This window comes from Shewanella algidipiscicola (assembly GCF_900380485.1).
Lineage (GTDB): Bacteria > Pseudomonadota > Gammaproteobacteria > Enterobacterales > Shewanellaceae > Shewanella > Shewanella algidipiscicola.
Window position 1 is genome coordinate 16,968 of sequence record NZ_OXJV01000018.1, and the last position, 21,730, is coordinate 38,697.

The 21,730-nt window shown below is 45.7% G+C and carries 17 protein-coding genes; 9 read left to right on the top strand and 8 right to left on the bottom strand.

The annotated features are described in order from the left end of the window. Positions 1–26 precede the first annotated feature (26 nt). Positions 27–677 (top strand): molecular chaperone TorD, encoded by a 651-nt coding sequence (torD, locus tag DN599_RS13955; RefSeq protein ID WP_110458209.1) that lies wholly within the window; start codon positions 27–29, stop codon positions 675–677. Between the two features lie 59 nt (positions 678–736). On the opposite strand, the gene DN599_RS13960 is transcribed toward torD, so the two are convergent. Together DN599_RS13960 and DN599_RS13970 are read right to left on the bottom strand one after the other, a co-directional pair. After that, the gene (locus tag DN599_RS13960) at positions 737–1,957 is read right to left on the bottom strand and encodes a DEAD/DEAH box helicase (RefSeq protein WP_110458210.1); all 1,221 of its coding nucleotides are present in this window, start codon (positions 1,955–1,957) and stop codon (positions 737–739) included. Between the two features lie 666 nt (positions 1,958–2,623). Further along, entirely contained in the window at positions 2,624–3,547 is a 924-nt protein-coding gene (locus tag DN599_RS13970; protein ID WP_110458211.1) for a LysR family transcriptional regulator, read from the bottom strand. Between the two features lie 97 nt (positions 3,548–3,644). Here DN599_RS13970 and DN599_RS13975 point away from each other — a divergent pair, with 97 nt between their 5' ends. From DN599_RS13975 to DN599_RS13985, 3 genes are read left to right on the top strand one after another with little or no spacing between them, the layout of a single operon-like run. Then, on the top strand, positions 3,645–4,061 hold the full coding sequence (locus DN599_RS13975) for a VOC family protein (RefSeq protein ID WP_110458212.1): 417 nt from the start codon (positions 3,645–3,647) through the stop codon (positions 4,059–4,061). 13 nt (positions 4,062–4,074) lie between these two features. Continuing rightward, the gene (locus DN599_RS13980) at positions 4,075–5,178 is read left to right on the top strand and encodes an alkene reductase (RefSeq protein WP_110458213.1); all 1,104 of its coding nucleotides are present in this window, start codon (positions 4,075–4,077) and stop codon (positions 5,176–5,178) included. Positions 5,179–5,188: 10 nt separating this feature from the next. Continuing rightward, positions 5,189–6,208: a zinc-binding alcohol dehydrogenase family protein gene (locus tag DN599_RS13985; protein ID WP_110458214.1), complete on the top strand. Its 1,020-nt coding sequence runs from the start codon at positions 5,189–5,191 to the stop codon at positions 6,206–6,208. A gap of 105 nt (positions 6,209–6,313) precedes the next feature. Here the strand turns inward: DN599_RS13985 and DN599_RS13990 are convergent, their stop codons facing one another. Both DN599_RS13990 and torS read right to left on the bottom strand, forming a co-directional pair. Continuing rightward, positions 6,314–6,793: a hypothetical protein gene (locus DN599_RS13990; protein WP_110458215.1), complete on the bottom strand. Its 480-nt coding sequence runs from the start codon at positions 6,791–6,793 to the stop codon at positions 6,314–6,316. A 1,211-nt stretch (positions 6,794–8,004) separates the two neighbouring features. Next, the gene (torS, locus tag DN599_RS13995; RefSeq protein WP_110458216.1) at positions 8,005–11,004 is read right to left on the bottom strand and encodes a TMAO reductase system sensor histidine kinase/response regulator TorS; all 3,000 of its coding nucleotides are present in this window, start codon (positions 11,002–11,004) and stop codon (positions 8,005–8,007) included. Positions 11,005–11,101: 97 nt separating this feature from the next. On the opposite strand from torS, the gene torT reads away from it, so the two are divergent. Then, positions 11,102–12,193 (top strand): TMAO reductase system periplasmic protein TorT, encoded by a 1,092-nt coding sequence (gene torT, locus DN599_RS14000; protein WP_110458456.1) that lies wholly within the window; start codon positions 11,102–11,104, stop codon positions 12,191–12,193. On the opposite strand, the gene torR is transcribed toward torT, so the two are convergent. After that, positions 12,190–12,900, bottom strand: coding sequence for a two-component system response regulator TorR (gene torR / locus DN599_RS14005; protein ID WP_110458217.1), 711 nt, complete (start codon positions 12,898–12,900; stop codon positions 12,190–12,192). The two genes, torT and torR, sit on opposite strands and share 4 nt — an antisense overlap. A gap of 331 nt (positions 12,901–13,231) precedes the next feature. On the opposite strand from torR, the gene DN599_RS14010 reads away from it, so the two are divergent. Together DN599_RS14010 and DN599_RS14015 are read left to right on the top strand one after the other, a co-directional pair. After that, positions 13,232–13,600 carry a PilZ domain-containing protein gene (locus DN599_RS14010; RefSeq protein ID WP_110458218.1) on the top strand — a complete coding sequence of 123 codons (369 nt, stop codon included), beginning with the start codon at positions 13,232–13,234 and terminating at the stop codon, positions 13,598–13,600. Between the two features lie 242 nt (positions 13,601–13,842). Continuing rightward, positions 13,843–14,328, top strand: a complete 486-nt coding sequence (locus tag DN599_RS14015; RefSeq protein WP_110458219.1) for a mechanosensitive ion channel family protein — start codon at positions 13,843–13,845, stop codon at positions 14,326–14,328. Positions 14,329–14,586: 258 nt separating this feature from the next. On the opposite strand, the gene radA is transcribed toward DN599_RS14015, so the two are convergent. Then, positions 14,587–15,960, bottom strand: coding sequence for a DNA repair protein RadA (radA, locus tag DN599_RS14020; RefSeq protein ID WP_110458220.1), 1,374 nt, complete (start codon positions 15,958–15,960; stop codon positions 14,587–14,589). A gap of 205 nt (positions 15,961–16,165) precedes the next feature. On the opposite strand from radA, the gene DN599_RS14025 reads away from it, so the two are divergent. Next, positions 16,166–18,568, top strand: coding sequence for a PilZ domain-containing protein (locus DN599_RS14025; protein ID WP_110458221.1), 2,403 nt, complete (start codon positions 16,166–16,168; stop codon positions 18,566–18,568). A 23-nt stretch (positions 18,569–18,591) separates the two neighbouring features. Here DN599_RS14025 and DN599_RS14030 read toward each other — a convergent pair whose 3' ends face one another. Beyond that, positions 18,592–19,512: an alpha/beta fold hydrolase gene (locus DN599_RS14030; RefSeq protein ID WP_110458222.1), complete on the bottom strand. Its 921-nt coding sequence runs from the start codon at positions 19,510–19,512 to the stop codon at positions 18,592–18,594. 274 nt (positions 19,513–19,786) lie between these two features. Beyond that, the gene (gene serB / locus DN599_RS14035) at positions 19,787–20,776 is read right to left on the bottom strand and encodes a phosphoserine phosphatase SerB (protein ID WP_110458223.1); all 990 of its coding nucleotides are present in this window, start codon (positions 20,774–20,776) and stop codon (positions 19,787–19,789) included. Positions 20,777–20,818: 42 nt separating this feature from the next. Here serB and DN599_RS14040 point away from each other — a divergent pair, with 42 nt between their 5' ends. Then, entirely contained in the window at positions 20,819–21,610 is a 792-nt protein-coding gene (locus DN599_RS14040; RefSeq protein ID WP_239473313.1) for a YtjB family periplasmic protein, read from the top strand. Positions 21,611–21,730 lie beyond the last annotated feature (120 nt).

The window sequence follows — 21,730 nt, forward strand, 5'->3', positions numbered from 1 at the left end:
AATGGCCAACGCCAAGGAGACAGACAATGAGTCACAGTAACGCACACGACAATAGCATTAACCAAGGTAGAGCCATGGTCTACCGCTTACTGTCGGCATTATTTGCTAAAGAAGTCGACCAGCCGTTATTGCATGAGCTGACCAGTGCGCCAGCGCAAGCTTTCTTGGCACAACTGGCAAGCGACCCGCTTTTGGGCACTGATGTGGCTAAGATCAACGCGGTATTGCTAGGCTTAACCACAGATAAAGCGCTGCTAGAACTGGCTGCCGACTATTGCGGCCTGTTTTTAGTCGGAACCAAACACAGCGCTAGCCCGTACGCCAGCCTGTATATGGCCAGCAATAAACAAGATGGTGATGAAGTGCTACTATTTGGTGAGCAACATCAACAAATGCTCGACCATTTAGAACAGAGTCAGTTACAGGTTCAGAGTGAATTTCCTGAGCCTGCCGATCATCTAGCGGTGATTTTGGCCTATGTAGCCCATCAAGCCAATCGGGTCAATAGCGCCACACAACTGGCGTTTATCAACGATTATCTTAACAGTTGGTTGGCGACATTTAGCGATAAAGTGGGTCAGTGTGATAATGGTCAGTTTTATACCGCGCTCGCCAACTTAACCACCCATTGGGTTAAGAGCGACTGTGAAACGCTCGCCGCATCACAATCGCATTAATAACTTGGTACAACACAAATAAAAGCGCCGCTTCTGCGGCGCTTTTTTATAGGTACTGTTCAGCCGCGCCCACGGCGCTTAGCGCGGCGTTTTTGCGCTGATTTCCCCAGCTTACCCGCCAACGGCGCCATTTTGGTTAAGTCCGGCTCAAACCCTGGTAACCACTGCTGCGGCAAACGCTTATCCAATAGGGCTTCGACCTCTTCGAGCAGCAATGCGTCCTCTTCGCTATACAGGGTAACGGCCAGCCCTTTTTGTCCGGCTCGGCCTGTGCGACCAATGCGATGCACATAATCTTGCGCCACAAACGGCAACTCATAATTGACCACATAATCGAGCGAGGGAATATCGATACCACGAGCCGCCACATCGGTTGCTACCAACACGTTAATGTCGCCAGCCTTAAAACCTTGCAGCACTTGCTCTCGCCCCCCTTGCGTCAATGAACCATGCAACACCTTAGCCGCGATACCAGCATCATTCAGGCGTTGAACTAACTTATCGGCAGCGACCTTTTTACGACTAAACACCAAGACCCGCTGCCACTGACCTTGACGAATAAGATGGCTGAGTAAAGCAAACTTATTATCACTATCGACGGCATAAACCCGCTGTTCAATGTCGCGCGCGGCGCTGTGAGGAGAATCGACCTCGATACGTTTGGGGCTGCGCAATAAATTGCGACTAAAGCGCAGTACGCTATCGTCAAGGGTGGCTGAAAATAACAAGGTCTGACGGCGAGGCGGCAGCTGCGCCATCACGGCATTTATCTCATCCATAAAGCCCATATCTAACATGCGGTCTGCTTCATCAAGGACCAGATATGAGACCGAGTCTAAATTTAATCCGCCGCGGCGAAGGTGATCGAGTAATCGTCCAGGGGTTGCGACTAACAGGTCAACACCTTGGTTTAATTGGCTTTGCTGCGCATCTATGCTGACCCCACCATACACTACAGCGCTGCGCAGCGATGTCCTCTGCGCAAGCGCTTGTACACTCGCTTGCACCTGCAGTGCCAGCTCCCGTGTTGGGACTAAAATGAGCGCCTTAATCGCCACAGGTGAATGAGTCGCCTCATCCTGCTGCGCCAGCAGTTGTTGCAAGATAGGCAACACAAATGCGGCGGTTTTCCCTGTGCCGGTTTGCGCCGAGGCGAGTATGTCGTGATGCGCTAAAATGGCTGGAATGGCGGCGGCCTGAATCGCCGTTGGCTGCGTAAAGTCCATGTGTGACAGCGCACTGAGTAATGATGAATGTAAGCCTAATTGAGCAAATTGCATGCAAATTAACCTGTTGCTTGCAGATACAAGCGTAAAAACAATAAGTAACGAGTAAGAGACAATCAATAAGCGCCAAGTTTACCAGATTTCCGCCAGTTGTAAGCCACCTAACCCGTTAAGACTGACGCTACGCTAGCACTGTGTTAATTAGTACTGACTCATACTCGAACTGACGCTTTTAGATTTTGAACGTGACCTTATCTAACATTGAAGCATTTCTTGATTAATGTCTAAAAGGAGCGATAAGCAGACGGTCAATCTAACTCGTTTTTGTCGGATAGGCGTGCTCTGTTACCCAGCACCCTACATCGCAGCTAAAACAGGTTCGAACCAAGAGTTTCTGCCTTGCTTAGTCCATTTTCGCTGACTTAAGTAAGCTTCGTATTCTGGGTCGTAAGGTATGGCTGCGCTTCTGATTTTTACATATCTTTTTATGAGCGTTTGAGCTATTTGGACAAGGTGAAATCGACAATCCATGTTCGCTATTTTATGCCAACCATGAAATTGCCATTGTCCCTTACCGTCCAAATAATATTTACAGTCTTTACTTTTAGTGGGATGACGCCTAACTGCCCAACGCCATAACGAACGAATAAGGATAGGCTTTTTATTGCAAGACAACACGAAACTGTACAATAGTTCTAATAGCCAACGACATGTTGCTCCTTATGTGTTGAGGGCCTGCGTATTCAACCACTGCTCAAAATAAGTTAAAAATGCTTTTACCTGCATTGGCAGATATTGCCTGCTAGGATAAATGGCTTGTACACCGACAACCTCGGTATCACTATGACTAAATCCTCGTACATATTCATCTAATAGCAATATAAGCTTGTTGTTTGATAGATCTTTTCTTATGTCGATTAATGACTTAAAAGCAATACCATAACCTTGAACTGCCCAACGTCTGATGACTTCACCGTCTGAGCATGATAAATGCGGCTCTACCTTTATTGACTGTCGTTTATTATTAACTTCAAAATACCATTCGTTTAATGGTTGACCTGAGCGCTCTAGAATCAGACAACGATGCTTGGATAGCTCTTCTGGGTGTCGTGGTAACCCATTGTGCTTTATATAGTCAGGGGAGGCGCACAACACACGTCGATTTTGAGCTAAAGGTCTGCAGATAAGATTGCTGTCTGGTAAATTACCGAATCTAAAGGCGATATCAACACCTTCATCGATGATGTTGATTAAGCCGTCAGATAGCATTAAATGAGGAGAAACATCAGGATGGTTACTGGTGAATTCGGCAAGTGCTGGTGCTACATATTGTCGGCCAAAATCAGACGTTGCCGATATTCGTAAGTGTCCTCGCAATGTGTTTTGCGAGTCTTGTATCATATTTTCAGTATTTTCTACTTCTTCAATTACCCGCAAACAACCACTATAAAAACGCTCGCCAGTATCAGTTAACGAGATACTTCGTGTATTTCGAGTCAACAATCTTGTGCCGTAACGCTTTTCAATTTGGTTAATGCGTGCCGTCATACTTGCAGGCGAAAGCCCTAATTTTCGTCCTGCTGCCGCTAGTCCTCCCGCTTTTACTACGTGAGCAAACAACGCCATATCATCAATTTTCGCCATTATTATTCAGCTTTTATGAATAGTGATTTAACTATACGAGTAATTATCAATTTAGTAAAAATAGTTAAACTGATTTCATCGCTTTAAGGAGGTTGATATGCAATTAAATCACGCATTACTGCTGGTATCTGATTTAGATGAGATGTCGCAGTTTTTAGTACAGACACTTGGCTTGAAAGAAGGACAACGCCCACCGTTTGGTTTTGCTGGTGTTTGGTTGTATGACGAACTCAATGTGCCTTGTATTCACATCGCGGGAAGAAATGACATAAACCCTGAGCAATCCTTTTATTTAGGACATGATGAAAAGCGCAGTTCAACATCGAGCTTGCCAACGGTTGATCATTTAGCGTTTACCTCAAATGACTACCAAGGACTCAAAGGTCGTTTGTTAATGTATAACGTACCTTTTGTTGAACGTGAGATACCCGAAGCAAACGAACATCAAGTATTTGTCACTGGCCCTGATGGCCTAAAAGTTGAAATTTTATTTTCGAGAAATGACATTCATTAATGAGGTTAAGATTATGAAAAGCGCATTATTTAACACAGGCAAACTTGGAAACCTTAAAACTAATAATAAAGTGGTTATGGCACCTATGACGCGTTCTCGTACCGCGCAACCCGGTGATATCCCCACTGAATTAATGGCGGCTTACTATGCACAACGTGCAAGTGCTGGCTTTATCGTTTCAGAAGCGACGCAAATTTCAGCGCAAGGCAAGGGCTACTCCTTTACACCGGGTATTTATACACAAGCACAAATTGACGGTTGGAAGAAGGTCACGAATGCTGTTCATGACAATAATGGCATTATTTTTTCTCAACTTTGGCATGTTGGCCGGATGTCACATCCTGTGTTTCATCCTGATGGACTACCTGTAGCACCAAGCGCCTTAGCACCTGATGCACAAGTGTGGGTAGTAGGTGATGACGGTGTTGGCCGAATGCTTGACTGTCCTATCCCACGAGCATTATCAACGCAAGAAATCAAAGGTATTGTTGAAGACTACCGTCAAGCAGCAGTTAACGCGATTGAAGCAGGGTTTGACGGTGTAGAAGTGCATGCAGGAAATGGTTATTTAATTGACCAATTTTTACGAACTACATCAAACAAACGAACTGACCAATATGGCGGTGGTTTAGAAAATCGCATTCGCTTTGCGTTAGAAATAGTTAAAGCCATTAGTGATAAAATAGGCGCTGAGCGCACAGCTATCAGACTAGCGCCATTTATTACCCAAAGAGGCATGAATGACCCAGAAGCCATCGATGCCATTTTGTTATTAGCAAAACACTTTGACGAGTTAGGTATTGCCTACATTCATCTTGCCGAAGCAGACTGGGACGATGCTCCAGCTGTAACAGAAATGTTTCGTCAGCAATTACGTGAAAACTTCTCTGGCGCCATTGTTGTCGCGGGTAATTACACACTAGATAAAGCAGAAGAATTAATTAATAACAATTTAGTTAATTATGTAGCTTTTGGGCGGAAATTTTTGGCGAACCCTGATTTACCTTATCGATTAGCCAATAATCTACCGCTAAATGATATTTCAGATCCGGCAACATTGTTCGGTGGCGATGAACGTGGGTACACAGATTACCCAGTTTATAGCAAGCAAATTTAAGGAGTTAAATATGAAAGCAATTGGCCTATATCGGTATTTACCGATAGAAAATGAGCAAGCCCTACAAGACATCGAAATAGATAAGCCTTCGGTTACTGGTTACGATTTACTGGTGAAAGTTAACGCTGTTTCTGTTAATCCGGTTGATACCAAAGTGCGAGCACCTAAAGAACAGCTTGAAACATTACCTAGAGTTTTAGGTTGGGACGCTGCTGGCACTGTTGAAGCGATTGGTGAACAAGTGACTGGTTTTTCTGTCGGTGATGAGGTTTTTTACGCAGGTGATATTACTCGTTCAGGTAGTAACGCCGAATATCAAGCGGTTGACTCAAGGATTGTTGGTAAAAAGCCAAATAATCTAACGTTCTCAGAAGCCGCCGCATTGCCACTTACCAGTATTACTGCCTGGGAAGCTTTATTTGAACGATTAGGTATTAGCTCACAATCAACGGGTAATCTGTTGATTATCGGCGGCGCAGGTGGTGTCGGCTCAATTGCTATTCAACTTGCTAAAAAGCTTACCAAGTTAACTGTTATCGCAACCGCTTCAAGACCTGAAACTATCGCATGGTGCCAAGCATTAGGGGCTGATAAGGTTGTTAATCATCGAGATGATTTAGTAGAGCAACTACATGAAAATAGCATTAACTACATACTTTGTTTAAATGACACCCAAGGTCACTGGCAGGCGATGACTCAGCTTGTTGCGCCGCAAGGCATGATTTGCAGTATTGTTGAAAGCGACCAAGCGCTGGATATGGAACCGTTAAAAAGTAAAAGCGCTGGTTTTATATGGGAGTTTATGTTTACCCGTTCACTGTATCACACAGCAGACGTAAATAAACAAGGGGAGTTATTAAACGAATTGTCCGCGTTAGTTGAGCAAGGGATTATTAAATCAACGATTCAAGCACAATTTTCACCTATAAATGCTGAGAACGTAAGGAAAGCTCACGCCCTTATTGAACAAGGCAATACGATTGGCAAAGTTGTTGTTGCTAATGAACAACAAGATGCGAAAAAGGAGTAACTGATAAAGACATTATCGGGTAAAAAAGTTGTCATTATTATATGCATAACGCCTGCAACAGCGGGCAACTTGTAGCGCTAGCGGAAAGTTGTCCGTTGCTTGCTGTTATATTTCCCCATCTTTTAGCGCGCGGTAGAAAAAGCGTGCTGTCCATAATAAAATCTCTGGGTCGGATTGGGTGATTCCACCGCTTTCATAAGCATAACGATTTTCAATAAAAGCCCCACTAATACTGTTGAGAACATCATCTAATTCTTGACAGAAAACGTTACACTCATGACTCTTAAATGCTGCTTGGAGATCAGCCTTAGTAATACGATCCAATCTGTTAAATAGCTTCTTAAGATCATGGTCGCGTAGATGACTTTCTGCGAACATTCTGGTAATTCTTGCATCACCTACTTCAAGTATGAGCCGTTCAGTTGAAGTTGCATCGAGACTTTTCAGGAACAACTCAATTGAGAACGCAAGATTTGCCTTATAAGCGAAATAGAATTCGTCTAACTCTATCGATTTTTCCTCCGCACATTCAGCGATCCACAGATGCCCTGACGCGATTTTAAATATCTTCGGATTACACATCATGCACTCAGGCTCCTTCTAAATAAAACGTCTTAGTATTTATGTGTTGCGCTGTCTGCAAGGCATAAATCGCTTGTTGGACTTGGCCGCTGCCACATCCATGTATTTGGTATGCATTACGCTATAGGAGTTTGCTTTTCTGTGATAGTCGTTTTTTTGAGCTTAGGTAAGGTAATCAATTGGTCTTGTTTAGTATTTTTATATTTCATTAGCGCCTCTTCACGGCAAAGACTCGTGATTAACCGTGCTTTTTAAACCATTCATGCCACTAAGACCGCAGGCCTTTGCCTCACTGATGTTCATAGCAAGGTCTTACTGAATCTACGGATACTTATCGAGCACTTAATCTGTGCTTTTCACTTTTTTTCTCTCGCAACTCACACCAGATGAAGTTAAATCGAAGAGACGATGAGTACAGGTGTAAGCGCGGTTTTGGCCCTTGGCGGCATGGATGCCGCCGTGGAGCGTATAGGGATATATTCACGGCGAGCCAAAAGCGCGCTTACACCTAAAGCCTGCGGCAAGCAATTAACTCACATTGAAGGTTCGACCTTCAAACACACTTAACAAATAAGATGTAGCCGAACGCTACTATAGCTAATCCCAAAAATGCCAAGCCTTCATTTCAAGGCCATCAAACTTTGGGGCAAAATGTTAGCTTTCTACTCGCCACTCACACCAAATAAAGTCAAATCGAAGAGAGAAAATAACCTAGTGTAGATGCAGCTGCGAACGTTGATGGCAGGGATGCCATCGTCGAGCCTCCAAGGATGGCTCACAACGATATCCCTATCTAAAAGCCAGTTCGACAAAATATATCCATATACAAAAGCCAGTTCGACATCCTTGTCTCTCGTTCACGAGTATATGGCTGTCGCCAAGCTCACCCTGTCTCTCGTTCGTGGGCTCGAAGCTACGCTTCACTCACCGTGGAGCAGAAGTATCTACACATAAGCCTGCTGCAAGCAATTAACTACTTTGAAGATAAGATTTCAAACACACTTTCCAAAAAGATTTAGCCGAACGCTACTAAAGCTAATCCAAAAAATGCTAAAGATTCATTCCAAGATCGGCACACTTTGGGGCAGAAACGAGTTATACCTGAATGTCCGCTCGTGATCAGGAGCGAGCAAATCTAACACCCTACGACTATTAGATTTGATCGCGCTCGGCTGAGGCGTTTTGTCTGATGAAGTTCGAACCTATTCAGTTAATTACACCTCTTTATCTAACTCAGTAGTCATGGCTGCCAACGAGGCTGACCATAAGGCTTCGAGTTGTTGATACTGCTCACGACTCAAGGCTGCTCCAGCTGCCACTTGCGTTTCGAGCCATTGACACTGCTTCATCAAGGCTAACATCCCCATACTCGCGCTACTGCCTTTTAACCCATGCAGCCATTTAGCAGCATCTTCGGGTAACGCGCTTAAACGAGCTAGCTGCTCGCGGCTCGAGGTTTGAAACAAGTTAAACATCTCGACTAGAGTGGCTTTGCCTATATATTGCCTATCTTCATCTAACTGGCGCTGATCGAGTAACTGGTAAGACAGTGTTGCATCTCTTGCTATTGCCATATTAGCTGTGTGTTCACCTGCTTGCTTGACTGGCTCATCTGGCATTGTAGGGGCATCTTTGGCTGCAACCACACCGATCCAACTCATCAATGCTTGCATATTTAGCGGTTTGGCCAATACCACATCGAAACCGGCTTGCTGATAACTGACAACGTCCTCGCGTTGCAGCTGGGCGGTAAATGCCGCAAACTTAATCGGTGAGGCTTTTCCCTCTCCCATCGGTTTTAATTGCCTAAGTAGCTCAAATCCCGACCCATCACCCAATTGAATATCGAGCATGATCGCATCGAATCCTCGTTCGTCAGCATAATAACAATTAAGCGCTTGTGCGCAGCTGGTCGCCAGCACGGCTTCATGCCCCAAATGAGCTAAAAAGCCTTGTGCTACCATGGCATTAACCTTGTTATCTTCAACCACTAGCACCCGTTGCTTCGATACTGTGTTGATGATTTCGCCACTGGCTTCTATCTCCGCATTACAGGGAATTAACGGCACACTAAAACCAAACACACTGCCTTGCCCCTGCTCACTTTGCACCCATATGGTGTTGTGCTCACTCGCGGCATCTTCGCTTGCCTCTTGATTCATCACATCCACCAGCTCTTTACTGATGGCTAAGCCCAGCCCTGTGCCGCGCGAGCGACCTTGATTGGGCAAGTCACCGTACACCTTAAACAGCTGCGCCTTATCCTCGTCACTGATACCAACTCCGGTATCGGCCACCTCAAAGTAGAGTCGCTGATCTTGTGCATATACTCGCAGGGTTATCCCGCCCTTGGGCGTAAACTTTATCGCATTACCCAATAAGTTGAGCAACACTTGGCGTAATTTAGGTCCATCAAGCAACACCCAGTCGGGCACATTGTCACTGACGAGCCTGAGCGATAAACCTGACAATCCGGCACCTGCTAACATAATGGCCACGATGTCGTCGAGCAGCGCGGGCAAGGCGACTGGGCGAGGCTCATTATTAAATTGTCCCTGCTCCAAACGTGAAAAATCTAAAATATCATTTAACACCGTTTGCAGCAGCGTGCCGCTGTATTGCGACAAGGCCAACATCTGTTTCTGCGCTGTGGGCAACGGCGATTGTCCCAGCAGGGTTAAAGTGCCTAATAACCCATTGAGCGGCGTGCGAATTTCATGACTCATCGTGGCTAAGAATAACGATTTAGCTTTACTGGCCTCCTCGGCAATAACCCTTGCCGCGCTGTGCCCCTTAGCCTCGGCGTCGAGCTGACGATTAGCCTCGGCAAGCTGTTGGGTTCTAGCTTGAATGGTTTTTTCCAGCGAGGCTTTATGCTGGATAAGCTCAGCTTGTAAATTCTGATTATGCCGCGTCTTTTGCTTAAACACTTCGATAGCCGATGCCATGGCGGTAAGCTCATCATCACCGTGTGGGTCTAATGCCACAGAGGTGTCACCGCGACTGAGGCGTGATAGTGCATGGGTCGCCTCATTTAAACGCAGTGCAATACCACGATAGATCACTCGATAGACCACTAGCAGCATTAAGATCAGCATCAATAGCCCCGTGCCCCATAATCCGGCTTTAGCCCAAAACAGTTGTTGTAAAAACTGCTGCCGCGCCTCGGTGGCTTTGGCTTGTTGCGCTTGCATGGCCTCATCTACCGAGCGATTTAACAGTGCCAGTTTTTCGGTTAAATTGAGTAACTGCCGATTTTGCTGCGTTAATACCTGACCATAGCTTTGCTGCAACGCGAGCCCTTGGCTCACGCCGCGTAAAATGGCTAACTCTCTATCTAACTCGATGGCGCGTTCAGGATCACGTATCAAGCCCTTTAACAGCTCCAACGGCATCATATTTATTTGAGTCAATGACAACACCTGCGCCGAATCGGCCAATGTTGTAGGATCAACTTGATACACTTTACGCGTTGTGGGCACTAGATTGGACATGCTGTTCAGCACTTTATTTAAACCTAGTTGCTGCTCGGGCGACTGCAGTAACTGCCCCACTAGAGCGATATGATGCACTAACGCTAAGGCACGGTTAAGTCGTTCTTGAATATCGAGATCATGCTCTATGATGGTGTCGAGCAGATGAGCCGTTTGTAACTCTCCAACAACTTGTGGATAGGCCAAGCTTAATTTAGCCAGTACGGCTGAGTCTACAATAGCCAGCTCTGCCTCGAGTAACTCAATGGCACGGCTGGCGGCGTCTGTTAATGCTTGTCCCTGCTCACTTAGTTTTTGAGCCAAAGTTAAACGCTCACCCACATGACGGCCTAATTGCGATAAATCACGTAAAATGTCGCCCGCGGCAAGTTCTAAACGGCGATCGTCTTCGACATTTAACGTTTTTAAACGTGCAATAGCTCCCAGTAAGTTACTGCCTTCTAATGATAATTTTCGACCTAAAAATGCTCGCTGCGCCTCCTCCTCAACCTGCTTTAGCCCTTGAGCATTATCCAGTAAGGCATTGGAGGACTGCATTAATTGCCGCGCAGCCTCGGAGGCTGGCAATGCCTCTTCATAGAGATATTGGTCTGCCTCTTTAACCCAATAAAGCGACACATTGCCTAGGGTCACGAGCAATAACAACAGCAGGCCTAGCAGACTAAACGCTACCATTAAACGGCCAACTAAGCTTTTACTTGATAACGATAACGCGCTCACTACACTCCTCAAACTGTTACACTACAATGAAGCAAGTTAAACTAAGATGCAGTTCCATGAGCTTACCCTTCTACTCTCTATCGATGAGCATCACTCTATGAGCCGCCTAAAAACGCCCTTACTCTACCTCATACTGACCTTGCCATGGTTAAGTTACCCAGCAACTGCAGACAATCATAGACCATGGATACTTGAGCAACGCAGCCCCTATAATGCCAAAGTGCAACAGACAAGCATTTTTGAACATACCGCTCTATTATCGTCTAAAAAACCTTGGCGCGTCTGCGTGTTAGTACCGCATCTTAAAGATGCCTATTGGATAGGCATCGATTATGGACTCGTCACCCAAGCCACACAACTGGGAATTGAACTCGAATTATTTGAAGCTGGCAGTTATTACAATAAAGACCGCCAACTGGCGCAGCTTGAACACTGTATGCAACAAGCTTTCGACGCTGTGTTACTTGGCAGTGTCGATCCGCTATTGCTGCGAGGCTACCAAGGACAGGTCAATAAGCCAATTATTGCGCTCGTCAATCGCCTTGACAGTGAACTGGTAACCACTCGCATTGGGGTCAACTGGTATCAAATGGGCTGGATTGGCGGCGACTATATCCGCCAATTGCTGACCAAGACTGCATCGAAGGATAATATTCGTTTGGCATTGCTCACAGGCCCCGAAAAAGTGGGCGGCACCACTTGGGTTGAACAAGGTGCCATTGATGCGTTAGCCAATAGCCCAGTTATCATCTCATCGAATCGTCATGCCGATAATAATCGCAACCTATATCGAGACCAACTGCATCATTTACTTAAAGATCATGTACCGGACTATATTCTAGGCAGCGCAGTTGCCATTGAAGCAGCAATAGGTGCATTGCAACATCAGCAACTGGACACCAAGGTCACTCTCGTCAGCAGTTATTTGTCGCCCGCTGTCCTTAGGGGGCTTTACCGACAAAAAGTGGCTTTTAGCGCCGATGATCAGGTGGTATTACAAGGCAAACTGGCCATAGATATTGTGGTGCGTGAACTTCAGGGCGCCGCTGCATTTGGTGATATTGGCCCAAAAATTATCGGCTTACACCAAGAGGTGCCCTCAGCCCATCAGTTGAGTAACAGCCTGGCCCCTGCCGATTTTTATCCCATCTATCGGGTCACCGCGTCTAATAAGGGGACCGACAACTAGTTGTCGACTTTGGCTGCAAACAGATATCCCTCACCATGCACGGTTACAAACAGCTCTGGATGCAGTTTATTGCGCAGGCGGCGAATAATGACATCTATGGTTCTGTCATTAACATCTTGATTTCGATGACTGGTCTGCTGCATCAAGCGCTCCCGAGACAGCACTTGCTGAGGGTGTAACGAAAATGCCGCCAACAACTCAAATTCGGCTTTGGTTAACTTAATACTCTCATCACCGCACTTTAATTTACGGCTATTAAGCTCTAGGATATACCCCTCGAACTCAATCACATCATCTTTACACTCTAGCTGGGCAATGGTTTCTTGCTGCGCTTTTTTTACCAATGACATACGCCAAAGCAGGTTTTTAACGCGCACCAGTAGTTCACGTAACTCAAAGGGTTTCGTTACATAATCATCGGCGCCCATTTCGAGACCGATGATCTTGTCAATGGCTTCATCACGCCCAGTCACTAAGATGATCCCTACATCGGAGCGACTTCTGAGCTCACGCGCTAAACTCAAGCCATCGACCCCGGGAAGGTTAATGTCTAACATCACTAAATCGACATGTTGACGAGAAAACTGCTGCCACATCTGTTCGCCATCTTCGGCTTCTATCACCCGATAGCCCTCTTTCTCAAAATAGCCCTTTAACCGAGCACGAATAACCGCCTCGTCATCCACCACCAGCACTGTATTAATCATAAGAGAATGAGCCATTACCCGCCCTGAATCGGTTATTTGCCTAAGAATAACGTCATTATTCACAATTTTTCATATTTGCCTACAAGCATATAAGTAATATTGTGAATCTGCGAGTTTAAATAACAACCTGTAACTTAAAACCCCTATTTAACATGGCTTAAGCTCATAAAGTAGCCACTTACCCAGTAATCACCACTAGCCACACGGCAATACCTCATGATTAAATAAAAATCATCAATGTAAAACAAGATTTTTACAGGTAGAGCATGTTAGCTTATGCTTACTCAATAGTGTACGCCCCCTACAGCGCTTAGGCTGTTAAGGATAGATAATGAATGAACGGCGCCAATTTTCGCGGATCTTATATGATGCGAAAGCGACACTCACTCAGGGACCAAACACCTGGCCAACCACAATCCATGATCTCAGCCTTAATGGCGCTCTTGTAGAGCAACCCGACGGATTATCGCTAAACGACCAACCCCTGCAATTAAGCTTTACCTTGGGCGACTCAGATGTTGTGGTATCGATGGAAACTCAATTGAGCCATCGACAAGATGATCTATTGGGCTTGTCTTGCCTCTATATCGACCTTGATAGCATCAGTCACTTAAGGCGCATGTTAGAACTTAATTTAGGGGATGCGGAGCTACTCAACCGTGAGCTTAAACTGTTTGTAAAAGTGCACGAGCAAACTTAAATCCTCTGCAGTAGCCTAAGGTAAATGGCTTAGGCCAGTAGAACGATACAACAACGAAAGCAATCACTCTATAATTAAAGTGATAATTGATTGAGAGCCATAACGCGCCTTAGCAAGGCGCTATTGAGTGATAATACAAGATTAAAAATTACTTTAGTGTTTTGCTTAAGCCATTTACACTGCGCATTAGGGTTATTTCGCCAGCATTAGCTGGCATTATTTTAATAAAATGAGCAGATTAAATGAGCCAACAGATCATCCTCGCTATCATGGTTTTTGCCGCATTTTTTATCTTAAGTGTGGTTATTGATAAGCTACTCAAAAAAGTCGAGACTCGGTTCGATTCGACTGCGTCTGAATCATTTCGATTAATCTCTAACTCGCAAAAAGCCATGTTACTTTTTATTGGTAGCATATTAGCCCTGTCAAAGATGGGCTTTGATGTAGGCGCATTAGTGGCAGGCTTAGGATTAACTGGCTTTGCGCTTGGCTTCGCCTTAAAAGATGCGATATCAAACTTAGTCGCCGGGATAATGATAGTACTTTATAAACCCATAAGAATGGGCAATACCATTGAAGTAACGGGCTCTAAAGGTACAGTGATTGACTTGAACTTACGTTATATCACGATCAAAGGAGATGGAGTGACTCACTTAATTCCTAATTCGCTGATTTTAAGTAATAAGTTGTCGATTATTGAACCACAAGCCACCAGCGAATCTGAATAGCGTCCTTGAATAGCCATAGCCAAATGAGGCCTGAGGTGACGATTGATAACTGACCAACATCGGCGTCATGGCATCAGCTTGAAGCCCCTTGCGAGCTCAGCCCTGTCACTGAACTCAGTTTCTGCTTAGGTTAAGATTCGCTTATCCAGTAACTGCGCGTCACTTTGATGTCACGCGCAGTTACTTAAGCGATTCGCCCCATATCTTTGCCAACACAATCTGCGAGTCAAATGCTATAACCGGTGACTCGATAAACCACTAGTGAATCAACTCGAGTAGCTCATGAATCGTTTTTATGGGGTGGATCTTAGCTCCTAAGCCTTCCATCGATTTATGGTAATTTCGAAACGGGATATAGATCTCAGTAAACCCATGTTGCACCGCCTCTTTCACCCGCGGTACACCACTGTCTATGGGGCGCACATCACCATTGAGGCTAAGCTCACCCATGATGCAGGTAGTTCTGGGCACCACAAAATCATTTAAGCTACTCAGCAATGCCGCAACCAGCGCCAAATCGATACAGGTTTCTGACTCATCGATTTTTAATCCGCCAACAAGATTAAAATAGGTGTCATGAAAAATCTTAGTGCGGGTATGTTTACGCAATATGCCTGTAAGCATCTTAATGCGGTTCATATTCAAACCGACACACACCCGCTGCGGGAACTCCCCTTCCGTTTCAGTTGTTAAACATTGTATTTCTAACAACAAGTTACGATTACCCTTGCGAATACAGGTGATGGCTGCGCCCGGCGAGTCGGTCGTGGAGCCCGACAGAAAGATTTCGCTGGGATTATCCACGCTTATCATGCCGCGCTCGGTCATCTTAAAAATACCCACAGTATCGACATCACCAAAACGGTTTTTATTGGCTCTGAGGGTACGCACTTGGCCATCATTGCACTCTAAATGGGTTAGACAGTCGACAATGTGGATCAGGGTTTGCGGCCCTGCGGTTTCATTATTTTTATTCACATGCGCCACTAAAAACATGGTGACGTTATTTTGCTTACAATATTGCGTCAGCGCCTGAGCACTACTTTTGACTTGCGAAGGCGAGCCTGGGCTACCATTGGCTAAGTCGGTCACCACCGCCTGAATCGAGTCGATCACCGCAAACTTAACTTGCTTTGCCTCAAGCTCGGCAATAATCGCCTCGACACTGGTTTCGGCCATCAAGTATAAGTTATCTTCATTGCAGTTTAACTTGAGACGATTAACCCGGTTTTTAAACTGCGATAGCGACTCCTCAGCGGTGCAGTAGAGTGACGGCATGATCTGCGACATGCGTGACACCAAGTCGGACAATATCGTGGTTTTACCCGCCCCTGGATCGCCAGAAATAATATTCACTGAACCTGTGGTTAAACCGCCGCATAACACCCGGTCAAGTTCTCCAATACCCGTGAGCATTTTTTTGGCTTCAAACTCCTCCACTTCACTGAGTTTTTTCGAGCCACCGCCCACCGCACCAGCGTACCCCGATACCGATGTTTTAGCCGATTTACTTGGGGCTAATCGCACCTCAGTAATAGTATTCCACTCATGACAGGCACTGCATTGTCCCTGCCAGCGCGGAAAATCTTGACCACACTCGTTACATACATACGCTGTTTTATTCTTAGCCATAATCAATTCTAATGCCGTATTTCGATATAAATCGGTCGCACTGGTCGACCATAATGCCTTACACTGTTTCGATAATAATAATCATCAGTGTTCGCGCCCAAAAAAATTTGTTTTAATAAACAAAAGGCTATTAAGTTTTCCCACTTGCTGCCGACACAATATTAGTCGTCACTGAATCATTTCGCACCTTAAAAAGATACCGCCGATGAGTTTTGAGCAACACAACGCATTGATTGAACAGCTAAAACCTTTACTCATGGAAACTAATTTCGATGAGCTGTTCGATAATTTGACCGCGCAAGAGTCGAACTCTACGCGTTTCTTGCTCAAGATGGAACTCAAACGGCTCTCCTCATTATGCACTCGTATCATAGATTTAAGAGACAAGTCAGAGCTACCCTGCGAGACTTTTACCTGCGGCGAACAGAGCCACTTCATCGATACTCCAGCCAAAAACAGTTTTATCGAAGCCCTCGCTCTATATCAAGGCCATTATACCCTTGGTGTCTATGAGCAAGTGATGAGTGCCCATAAACTAAGATGCCAAAAATCCCGCAATAATAGAATCGAAAAACAAGTTGTCCCCCGCCCTTATCTCGCCTCAGGCACGGTATTAGGTAGCTATTTTAGCCGCAGCGAAGAGCGCATGAACTACTCCATTCGCATCGGCGTCATTCAAGCACCGTTAAGCGAGATCCGTGGTATTACCGTCGATTTATCAGTGGGTGGCGCCCGGGTCCGCTTGCCGCTAGAACATGGGCTCAATACCGACAAACCAATACGAGTCAAACTGTTAGAGCTTAGTGACGAGTACTATTTTCAAGACTTACAACAAGGGGTCGACTACCAAGTGGTCGATATTGAGAGCAATCACGAATACAGTTGGTTACGCCTTAAGCGCATTGGTGGTAGCGATGCGTTATCCGACATGTTAGGCAAACTGATCCACAGTTATAAGTTTCGCTACAAGGTCGATATTAACGATATTTTAGTGGCGGCCAGTGGCTTGGGGTTTGAACGTCACTACTTACCACATCTGCCGCACCTGCCCTTATATGTCGAGCAAATCGATGGTCAATACGTGGTAACTCATAAGTTACTTAGTCGTGATAATCAGCGTTTACAACACTTCTTTATCGATGAAAAAGAGGTTAGCCAGCTGTCTGGCATGCTCACGCCATCACGGCTCAATGCCTTGATTAAGCACCCAGATAATGAAACGCACGCACTATTTTTTTGCTTTACCTTTCAGACTCAAGGCAATATCTTTTTTTACTCAGCCACTTTAGCTGAGCTGCTAGAACAGGATCTGCTGGGACTGTTTATCCACTTTGGTGCCAGTAAATCCAGTTGGAGCATCTTTAAGCTTGTCAGTCACCAAGTCGATCATCAAACCTCTTATAAATCGAGCATTTTGCCTGGTGATAGTAGCCATTATTCAGCGCTCACAGAGGCACAGCTTAAGCGTTTTACCCATGTGTTACAGCTAATCGATTTGACTAATGAAGAGATGCTAGATCGTTACCGTCAGTGGCAACCTCAAGGACGAGAGGTCAATGAACTCAAACCTTTTGGTCAACAAAAAATCAACGAAAGCCAAATTAAGCTCTTGTCACTCCAGTTTACCGAAAGGCGTAATGAAGCCAGATTCTCGTTTAAAACTCAGGTGAACATTAGCCAAGGCAAGCAGTCGGTCCCCGGTTTTACCTTAGACATCTCGGGCAAAGGCCTACAGGTTAACCTAGATGACCCAGCCGACTTTGACAGCAGCGAACCCTTACTATTGAGCTTTCCCAAATTGCAACCTTTAGCGGGTACAACCAAGTTATCGCAATTGCCATACCGATTAATCCGCACCCGTAAAAACGGCGTTACCATACATTTAGCCGCCATGATAGGTCACACTCAACATGTCGGCGTCGCCTTTTTAAACCGATTAATCGAAACCAATCGCGATAAACTAAAAAAATTAACTGAAGCCAATGGCGACATGAAAGAGTTGTCAGATGGATTAAAAAACTTACTCATGCGCGATCTTGTGTCTGTACCTTACTTTATCGAAAAAAATCCCAAGTCGGCGACATTAAGCGTATTAGGTGTAAGTAAGCATGCTAATGAAATCGCTGATTTATTTGCCGCTACCGCACAGCAATCGCTGCAATATAATCTGGCCAGCGTACTGGATAACGGACGTCTTAAACGTGACTTTATCGACCCTATACGTCAGCTGAAGCCCCAAGATGGACTCAACTTTTTTGAAGTCTTCCTACAGGTTTCAAGGCAATCTCAGGGACGCATAAAGCTAAAATGCATTACCCCACAAGATATTGGCAATGAAGCTGCGCAAATTCATTTTATTCGCCAAAGTCAACACTTAGGTAAATTTATGGCATTGCGGGTTTATCGCGGCGCGACAGCAAAACCGGATCTGAGTTACATTAAGCGCGAGTTAGAACACATAAGCCTACACGCGCATCACAAAGCCACGCAGCTAGAACAATTGATGTGGCGGATCATAGGTGTTGGGGAATTTCTCGATATTACAGCCGAGGTACTATTACGCTACCCTAGCCGCTATCATGAACTTACCCAGCCGATTAAACATTAATGGCTCAACACCCCCTAGTAAGTTCACTTATCGGCACCATTTGCACATAGATACCAATTGAGCACCAGTGGAAAGTGATCGTCACAGGCATCTTTATGGGTGAGCATTTCAGCGTGGCCATAATCATGGCGATAGCCGTTGGCTTTAGATAACAAGGTATATTCAACATCATGGCAGTGACACTCGGCGAGCATCCGCTGTACATCAGCGGGATTACCCAGTACCGCATCGCCTAAACCGGCAATAAACCAAGCTTTGGGCCAACCTTTACTAGACCCTAACTGCTTAGCCGCCTTTGCATAATTAAAACCATCATCATGATCTATCCAATCGCCTCGCACCCAATCGATACTTTGCGCGAGTGATGCTTTGCTCTCGTTGTCCATCCCCATGCGCCAACGGTCGGCAGCCAGATACCCATGACCTTTCGCAATGGCAGGTGCAAGGGTATTCCACGCCACATCGACCATCAACCACTTCTTAAACGAGCGCACTTTGATGGCACGTTTACTGCCAAAAGTGAGTAATGAGGCCACACTGTGCTGAAAAAAATCGAAACGAGCAATCGCACTGGCCATCAAGACTCCGCCCCATGAATGACCGCACCAATGCACTTTGCCAGCATGTGGGTGCTGAGACAAAATATAGTGCTGCACTAACGGCAACTGCTCGCGGATCACCTCACCTTGGCCATGGTTGGCGCCCGCGGCGAGCTTGGGCGTACTTAAGCCTCTGCCTAAGGTATCCAGTACATACACCACGAACCCTGCCTGAGCTAAATAACAGCCTAAACCTTTGCCGCTATCGCTATAAAACACCCGCCCATTAGACATGGCACCATGGAGCATCAATATTGGCGGTTGACTCATATCGGCATCGGGTAATTTAAGCTGCTTAAGGTGTAACTGACCTTGACGATAGGGAATATAAAGCGATTGCTGCATTAGTTTCAAAATGGCATCAACTAAAAATGAATTTTAACTAAGCTACTGACAAATATGAGCTAAAACAAGCAAATTAACTTAAACCGCACAGCTGGATCGCGCTAAGTAAACACTTGTTTAAAAAAATTAACTTATAGATCAGGCAATAAATCTCTGATTAAAACGGTGAGCTTGCAATAAATAATATGAGCGCTAAATAACAAGCTCAGCGCTTATCGGCACGTTGGGGAAATAATAGGGACGATACTCAGTCGCAGCGCCCCCACCTTATTTATTATTGCTCGCTAAGATCGAGCAACATATAAGGTAAAACACGTAAATCTAAATGCGTTATAGCCGCATCGGCAGCAAGACGTAATTTGGGCTTGGCATGAAATGCGATACCAAAGTCGGCCATTTGCACCATAGGGATATCATTAGCACCGTCACCAATGGCGCAGCGCTGACCCGCTTTTATGCCCCACTGCGTTGCGCAGCGTGCTACGGTGTCGGCCTTAAATTGTGCATCTACCACAGTGCCACGCACCTCACCTTTAAGGGTACCCGCTTCGATCACCAGCTCATTAGCATAGGCTGCATCTAACCCGAGCGAGTCTTTAAGGTGGCCGACAAATGGGGTAAATCCCCCCGAGGCTAATACCAAACGCCATTGGCACGCTTGTAACAGGGTTATCATGGCTTCAAGACCCGGCATCAGAGGTAGCGTGGCACATAGCTTATCTATGATGCTCGCATCGGCACCGGCGAGCTGGCTCACACGAGCGCGTAAGCTTTGTTCAAAATCAAGCTCACCCTGCATGGCTCGCTCTGTGACTACAGCCACCGCCTCGCCGACACCCGCCATTTTCGCCAGCTCATCGATACATTCTATCTCAATGGCGGTGGAGTCCATGTCCATGACCAATAAACCGGGGAGATCTAATCTGACTGGCTGTTTGGGCATCTCAATCACCTCGAGTTTAGGTAAGGCGGATAAGAGAGCACGCTGCATTTCGGTTAAAGGCGAATTTAAACACAGCTCAACACACCAAAGTCCTAACGGACGTTGGATAGTCGCCATGCTCACCAACGAAGGCAGCGACATAAGGCTATCGGTGAGTGACGCCTCAAGATCGACAACCTCATAAACCAAACGAACTCGCAAAGTCCTCTCTGGCGCCTCGGCCTCCGTATGGCGAACAAACGGCTTACCTTGGTATTCAAACTGGTCACAGGCCTGTTCATATAGCCACGAAAACAGTGAAGTTTGGTGCTGACTTTCCATTGGTGTTGCATCTCCGGCTATCGGGTTTAACCATAATCAATTATGATTAATCAAACCCTTATCATCTTCAGGTACAAAGTGTTTTTTCTTAAAGGACTCAAAAAAACCCAGCGGCTATCGCGATTACTGCAAATTGGCATTGCGCTAGTGCTTATGGTGGGCCTATTTCAATTATGGGAAACAAGCCTACTACAAGGTCAGCAGCTTCTAAAGTCCCAAACGCAAAAGATGGCACGATTACTAGTGCAACAGACCGCTTATGGTGCTGGACCTGCTTTGCAATTGCAAAATGATGAACAACTTCAGTGGCTAACCAGTGCATTAGTACTGGATCCTAAAGTCATGTCTGCCGCTATTTATAGTGAACAAGGCCAACGGCTCTCATTTGCGCAAAGCGTGACTAAGCAAGATTTAGATCCTGACTCCGAAGAGTTAAAGGCCCTATTAGCCGACTATCCGCCTTATGTTGAGGCGGTACTCCAAGGAGATAAAAATTTGGGCTATGTAGAGGTGCGTTTGGTGCCGGAACTGTTTTTTAACGAAATTAAAGAGGCGCATCAGCTCAATATGGAGCAACAACAGATGATGCTGATCATCGCCGGGCTGATTGGCATGTTGTTATCACGGGCATTATCGTTTAAGCGAGCCCACTTCGATCGTTTGAAGAGCAAAAGTAGGCTCGGAAAAAAATTGGCGGTAGCCCTCTCGGCAGACAGGAAAGCGAGCCCCAACGCGGCTCAATCTGACACGGCACCACAAGCAGAGTCTGAACTTGAACCAACTAAGAAGTCCACACCAGATAACGCTAAAACACAGGCAAACAAATCTGATTAACGTCACCTAAATCAGACATCAGGTTAACGCTAACTCTCAGGCTCACCTACATAGCTTGCTGCAAGGCGCTTAACGTCCGATATCAGCTCACCGATAACGCAATTAGTTTAATATGGGCAA

Coding starts and splice junctions, on each gene's coding strand:
- torD (WP_110458209.1), top strand. CDS start 27: ATGAGTCACAGTAACGCACACGACAATAGCATTAACCAAGGTAGAGCC.
- DN599_RS13960 (WP_110458210.1), bottom strand. CDS start 1,957: ATGCAATTTGCTCAATTAGGCTTACATTCATCATTACTCAGTGCGCTG.
- DN599_RS13970 (WP_110458211.1), bottom strand. CDS start 3,547: ATGGCGAAAATTGATGATATGGCGTTGTTTGCTCACGTAGTAAAAGCG.
- DN599_RS13975 (WP_110458212.1), top strand. CDS start 3,645: ATGCAATTAAATCACGCATTACTGCTGGTATCTGATTTAGATGAGATG.
- DN599_RS13980 (WP_110458213.1), top strand. CDS start 4,075: ATGAAAAGCGCATTATTTAACACAGGCAAACTTGGAAACCTTAAAACT.
- DN599_RS13985 (WP_110458214.1), top strand. CDS start 5,189: ATGAAAGCAATTGGCCTATATCGGTATTTACCGATAGAAAATGAGCAA.
- DN599_RS13990 (WP_110458215.1), bottom strand. CDS start 6,793: ATGATGTGTAATCCGAAGATATTTAAAATCGCGTCAGGGCATCTGTGG.
- torT (WP_110458456.1), top strand. CDS start 11,102: ATGAGCCGCCTAAAAACGCCCTTACTCTACCTCATACTGACCTTGCCA.
- torR (WP_110458217.1), bottom strand. CDS start 12,900: ATGATTAATACAGTGCTGGTGGTGGATGACGAGGCGGTTATTCGTGCT.
- DN599_RS14010 (WP_110458218.1), top strand. CDS start 13,232: ATGAATGAACGGCGCCAATTTTCGCGGATCTTATATGATGCGAAAGCG.
- DN599_RS14015 (WP_110458219.1), top strand. CDS start 13,843: ATGAGCCAACAGATCATCCTCGCTATCATGGTTTTTGCCGCATTTTTT.
- radA (WP_110458220.1), bottom strand. CDS start 15,960: ATGGCTAAGAATAAAACAGCGTATGTATGTAACGAGTGTGGTCAAGAT.
- DN599_RS14025 (WP_110458221.1), top strand. CDS start 16,166: ATGAGTTTTGAGCAACACAACGCATTGATTGAACAGCTAAAACCTTTA.
- DN599_RS14030 (WP_110458222.1), bottom strand. CDS start 19,512: ATGCAGCAATCGCTTTATATTCCCTATCGTCAAGGTCAGTTACACCTT.
- serB (WP_110458223.1), bottom strand. CDS start 20,776: ATGGAAAGTCAGCACCAAACTTCACTGTTTTCGTGGCTATATGAACAG.
- DN599_RS14040 (WP_239473313.1), top strand. CDS start 20,819: ATGATTAATCAAACCCTTATCATCTTCAGGTACAAAGTGTTTTTTCTT.